Origin of the sequence: Microcystis sp. M53598_WE2, from assembly GCF_030067735.1 — a bacterium.
Taxonomy (GTDB): domain Bacteria; phylum Cyanobacteriota; class Cyanobacteriia; order Cyanobacteriales; family Microcystaceae; genus Microcystis; species Microcystis aeruginosa.
Genome location: NZ_JASJFE010000975.1, coordinates 1 through 5,143, shown reverse-complemented (window position 1 = coordinate 5,143; position 5,143 = coordinate 1). Strand labels below are relative to the sequence as shown.

4 protein-coding genes are annotated in these 5,143 nt (G+C 42.4%); 3 read left to right on the top strand and 1 reads right to left on the bottom strand.

Annotated features, from left to right (window positions below; all coding sequences use genetic code 11):
- Both pth and PX636_RS19960 read left to right on the top strand, forming a co-directional pair.
- Positions 1 to 502, top strand: a 502-nt coding sequence (gene pth / locus PX636_RS19965; RefSeq protein WP_288118471.1) for an aminoacyl-tRNA hydrolase, incomplete at its 5' end; no start/stop codon positions are given.
- Between the two features lie 134 nt (positions 503 to 636).
- Positions 637 to 2,964, top strand: a complete 2,328-nt coding sequence (locus PX636_RS19960) for a VPS10 domain-containing protein (RefSeq protein WP_288118470.1) — start codon at positions 637 to 639, stop codon at positions 2,962 to 2,964.
- Between the two features lie 120 nt (positions 2,965 to 3,084).
- Here the strand turns inward: PX636_RS19960 and fumC are convergent, their stop codons facing one another.
- Positions 3,085 to 4,488, bottom strand: a complete 1,404-nt coding sequence (fumC, locus tag PX636_RS19955) for a class II fumarate hydratase (RefSeq protein WP_288118468.1) — start codon at positions 4,486 to 4,488, stop codon at positions 3,085 to 3,087.
- 254 nt (positions 4,489 to 4,742) lie between these two features.
- Here fumC and PX636_RS19950 point away from each other — a divergent pair, with 254 nt between their 5' ends.
- The gene (locus PX636_RS19950; RefSeq protein ID WP_004163125.1) at positions 4,743 to 5,030 is read left to right on the top strand and encodes a YggT family protein; all 288 of its coding nucleotides are present in this window, start codon (positions 4,743 to 4,745) and stop codon (positions 5,028 to 5,030) included.
- Positions 5,031 to 5,143: the final 113 nt, after the last annotated feature.

The following is a 5,143-nucleotide window of genomic DNA, read 5'->3' as shown; positions in this document are numbered from 1 at the left end:
GGATTGGGGGCTATCTTGGCAGGAAAACAAGCGATTTCAAGGTTTTATTGCCGAAGGTGACAGTCCTCTCCCGGGCAAAATTCGTCTTTTAAAACCCCAAACCTATATGAATCGCTCCGGGCAATCGGTGCGATCGGTGCTGGACTGGTATAAACTAGCTCCAGAGTCGATTTTAGTCATTTACGATGATATGGATCTGCCCCTAGGCCGGTTGAGAATCCGTCTATCGGGATCGGCTGGCGGACACAACGGTATTAAATCGATGATTGCCCACGTTGGCACGGAAAACTTCGCTCGTTTACGCATAGGAATCGGTAAATCAACCGAAAAAGCGACAATTTCCCACGTTTTAGGCCGATTCACCCCCCAAGAAAACCAAGTGATCTTGAAAGTGTTAGACTTGTCCAGAAAAGCGATCGAACTTGGTCTCAAACAAGGGTTACAAAAGGCAATGAGTCTCTACAATAATCAAAGTGTAGAGATTGGTTCTAATCTATGCTGATAGCAAATAAGCCTGATTTTAGTAATGGTTATAATCGCCATTTTCGTCTATACTCTTACAGAAACCTTGGTCAAATTTTGATCGCCCTTTGCTAGATTAGGTCAATTTTTATCCTCGATATTAGCAGTTTAACTATGATTAATCGCCAAAGTTTGCTGAGATTCGCCCACAAGTTTAATCTCATTTTATTGATAATCGCTACAGTTTTTTGTCTTTGGGGTAATGCTGCTTTTGCCCATCGTCCCCATGATGTAATTAGTCAAGTGGAAGTTTCTCCTGATTTCCAGACAGATAATACAGTATATATCTTGGTGCGAAATAACTTTTATAAATCTAGCGACGGAGGTAGCAACTGGAAAAGATTAATTCAAGGTTTAGATTATACGGGGGAATTAAGTTCCCTCTCCCTATCTCCCCTCAATAAAAATATTCTCTATTTAGCTTCAAGATCCGATGGTATTTATAAAAGTGAAGATGCGGGGGAATCTTGGCAGAAAGTTAATCAGGGTTTAGAAACTAACTTTATTAACTTCCTAGAAATTGCCCCTTCCGATCCCAATATAGTAGCGGCAGTGGGATTAGAAAAAGGGGTTTATTTAACCGAAGATGGCGGTAAAAATTGGTCAAATATTTTTCCCACCACGGCACTGATAACCTCTCTAGCTATTACTCCCAACAATCCTGATCGAATTTTTTTCGGGGATGAACAGGGTAAATTATACAGTTCCTCCGATGGGGGGAAAACTTGGCAGAATCTCCCCTTACCTGCTAATGTGGGGGCAGTGGATACAATTGCTTTTTCTCCTAATTTAGACAGGGATAAAACCTTTTTTGTCGGCACAAAAGAAGCAGGTATTTTTAAAACCGTTGATGATGGTAAAAGCTTCCAAGCTGTTAACGAAGGAATTAAGGATAAAATCATCGAAGACATCGTTATTTCTCCCCAGTATGCCCAAAATTCAACCCTTTATGCCATCACTTGGTATGACGGAATGTATGTTTCGCAAGATGGGGGCAAAAGTTGGACAAAAATGAGCGGGGGTTTAACCAAAGACAAACAAGCTGATGATTATAAAGTTCCCCATTTTATGGATTTAAAAGTCGTTGAAGATACGATGTTTTTAGGGGGATTTAATGGCTTATTTAAAACCACGGATAGCGGCAAACAATGGCAGGAAATAGAAACTTTAGCCCGGGGAACAGTTATCGCCATGGCGGTTTCTCCTAATTATGCCGAGGATGGTACTGTCGTCATTGCTAATTATATAGGCAATATCTTCATCAGTCGGGATAAAGGGGAAACTTGGACACCAATTAATCGCGGTTTAGAGGTTTATCGACTTGGCAAGGATCCCGAAGAATCAGGACAAGATCCCCGGCGTTTCTTTGACATTGCCTTTTCTCCTAACTATGGAGAAGATAGAACTATTTTTGCTGGGTTTTTACGCAATAAATTTGCCAAATCCGATAACAGTGGTGATTTCTGGAAAATTATCGAAATCGATCAGAAAGTCCGCGGTCCGAGGATAGTTCCTTCCCCAGATTTTGCCAAGGATAAAACTCTTTTTCTCACCAATCAGCAGGGTAGAATATTTCGTTCTACCGATGGAGGAAATACAGTTAAAAATATCAGTGAAGTGGGCGGAATTTTTGGTAATTATGCCCCTGCCATGGTAGCTTCCCCTGATTTTGCTAAGGATAAAACTTTGTTTGTCACGGGAACAGAGGGTATTTATCAAAGTGTTGATGGTGGACTAACTTGGAAAAATGTCAGCCAAGGAACACCTCTATCAAAAACCCCTAATGTGCAGTTGGCAATGTCTCCCAATTATCCCAGTGATGGAACTATTTTTGCTGGGACAATTTCTGGTTTGTTTGTCACCAAAGATGGGGCTAAAAGTTGGACAAAATTAGAGAAACCAGGGTTTAATCCGCAGGCATCAGTAGAAACCATTGCTATCTCTCCTGATTATGCTAATGATCGCACGGTAATAGTTAGTTTACAGGGAAATGGCTTGTTTAAATCTACCGATGGAGGAGAAACTTTTAAATCAATTGGTGATCCTAAAATACCCCTAGTGAAAATTCATAGTATCCCTTCCTCTGGTATCTCCGTCCAGTTTTCTCCTAATTACGCTCAAGATCAAACTTTATTCGGTTTTGGTGGCGCTAAAACTACAGTTTTTCGTTCCACCGATGGGGGAGAAACTTGGACAAGTGTAACTATTCCTCCTCACGCAGAAGAAAATACACCCCGCTATAAAATCGGTGAGTTTTTCTCTGGTCCCCTTGGCACAATCTTGCGCGTGGTTATCCCGATTCTCCTAGCAATCGCCGCTTATTTTCTGGTGGGTTTCTTGAAACTGGAGAAATTTATTAATCTTCCTAAATCCTTCTTCCGCATGGCAGGGGCATTTATGGTTTTTCTGTTTGTTTTCTTCGCTATCATTAGCCAAGTTTAGCGGAAATTTTCACCGGCGGGGCTTGACAAATCCCGCCGCTTGCCTTATACTTATATATATAATGGGAATCCGTGCCTGCCTGCGACCTCTGATTTTTACGGTAGTCAACCCCTCAGAGAATTAACCATCGGCAACGTAGGGATTGACCATCTTAGCGGGGTCAACAATGCGATCAAAATCCGCTTCCTTGATGTATCCCAGTTGCAAGGCTGCCACTTTCAGGGTTAAATCCTTTTCTAGGGCATAATGAGCGACGTAGGCAGCCTTTTGGTAGCCAATCACGGGACTTAAGGCAGTCACCAGCATCAAGGATTGATTTAAAAAAGTCTCAATTTGTTTTTGATTAGCAGTCATCCCCTTAACCAAAAACTGACAGAAATTAGCGCAACCATCAGTGAGCAAACGGATAGACTGCATGAGATTATGAATCAACAGCGGTTTATAGACATTCATTTCCAGATGTCCTCCGGCGCCTCCCATCGTCACCGCTAAATCATTAGCCATCACCTGCACTGCTATCATCGATAAAGCTTCGCATTGGGTGGGATTAACTTTCCCCGGCATAATTGAAGAACCCGGTTCGTTTTCCGGCAGCTGTAATTCTCCTAATCCACAACGGGGACCACAGCTAAGTAAACGGATATCATTAACAATTTTATAGAGGGAACTAGCGATAGTTTTCAGTCCCCCACTCAAGAAAACCAGAGCATCGTGGGAACCTTGCACGGTAAACTTATTAGGGGCGGTAATAAAAGGTAATTTGGTCAGATTAGCGATTTCGGCAGCCACATCTCGATCAAAATCTGGGGGAGCATTAATTCCCGTACCGACGGCAGTTCCTCCCAAGGATAAACGATAGACTTTTTCTAGACATTTTTCTAGCCAATCGCTGCCATCATCCAATAAACCCACATAACCGGAGAATTCTTGTCCGAGGGTTAAAGGGGTGGCATCCTGTAGGTGAGTGCGACCAATTTTAACTATATTTGCCCATAATTGCGCCTTTTCATCGAGACTATTCCGTAATAGTTGCAGACTGGGAATTAATTTTTCCTTGACTGCCAAGGCAACGGCAATATACATGGCCGAGGGAAAGGAATCATTAGTCGATTGGGACATATTAACATGATCGTTGGGATCCACGGGAGTTTTGCTACCCAGAGGATTCCCCGTCAGTTGACTACAACGATTGGAGATGACTTCGTTGATGTTCATGTTAAATTGGGTGCCACTTCCCGTCATCCAAACGTAGAGGGGAAAGTTATCCGCGTGTTGTCCGGCTAAAATTTCATCGCAGACTTGACAGATAAGGTTTTTTCTCTCCTGACTGAGACGATTTTTTTGCTGATTGACAATTGCACAGGCTTTTTTGAGAATGGCATAGGACCCAATCATCTCCCGGGGCATGAGATTATCACCGATACTAAAGTATTGTAGGGATCTTTGGGTCTGCGCTCCCCAAAGTTTATCGGCAGGGACGGGAATTTCTCCCATGCTGTCTTTCTCGATGCGAAATTCTGTCATCTTTTAAGTTACTTCTGCATCTGGCCTGAAAAGAGAGGGTCTCCAGGGCGACACGGATTCCCATTATAAGAAAAGTATAAGTCAAGTCTGGCTGGTTTGTCAAGCCCTATCGGGACTTTTTATTGGCGGCATTTTTACCCGGGAGGTTGACAAGAATAACTGGCAGGGTGCTGGGGCGATTAGGATGATTAAATGAGACAAAAACTGTTATATTTTAGGGAAGATAATCGGTAAAAAAGACGGGATTGGAGACTATGGACACAGCGATCGCATTAAGTTGGACATTGGCAATTATCTTAGGGTTGATGACCCTTTTGTTTATCTTACGGATCGTGCTGACTTGGAATCCACAGGTAGATTTAAATAGCTTTCCCTTTAATATTATTGCCTGGCCCACAGAACCTTTTTTAATCCCCGTGCGTAAACTCATACCCCCCTTAGGAGGAGTTGACATTTCTCCAATTATTTGGGTGGGAATTTGTACGCTGCTGCGGGAAATTCTTCTCGGTCAACAGGGTTTAATTACCATGGCCTTAAAATAATTATTCACGCAACTAGAATATGCTGACATAATTTATGTTCTAACTCTCGTTCCTGTTCTTCTAGGGTAATAATCGCCTGTTTGATAATACTTTTAACATCCATACCTTGGTCG

Excerpts from the sequence above, each read along its gene's own strand:
- PX636_RS19960 (WP_288118470.1), top strand. The coding sequence starts at position 637 with ATGATTAATCGCCAAAGTTTGCTGAGATTCGCCCACAAGTTTAATCTC.
- fumC (WP_288118468.1), bottom strand. The coding sequence starts at position 4,488 with ATGACAGAATTTCGCATCGAGAAAGACAGCATGGGAGAAATTCCCGTC.
- PX636_RS19950 (WP_004163125.1), top strand. The coding sequence starts at position 4,743 with ATGGACACAGCGATCGCATTAAGTTGGACATTGGCAATTATCTTAGGG.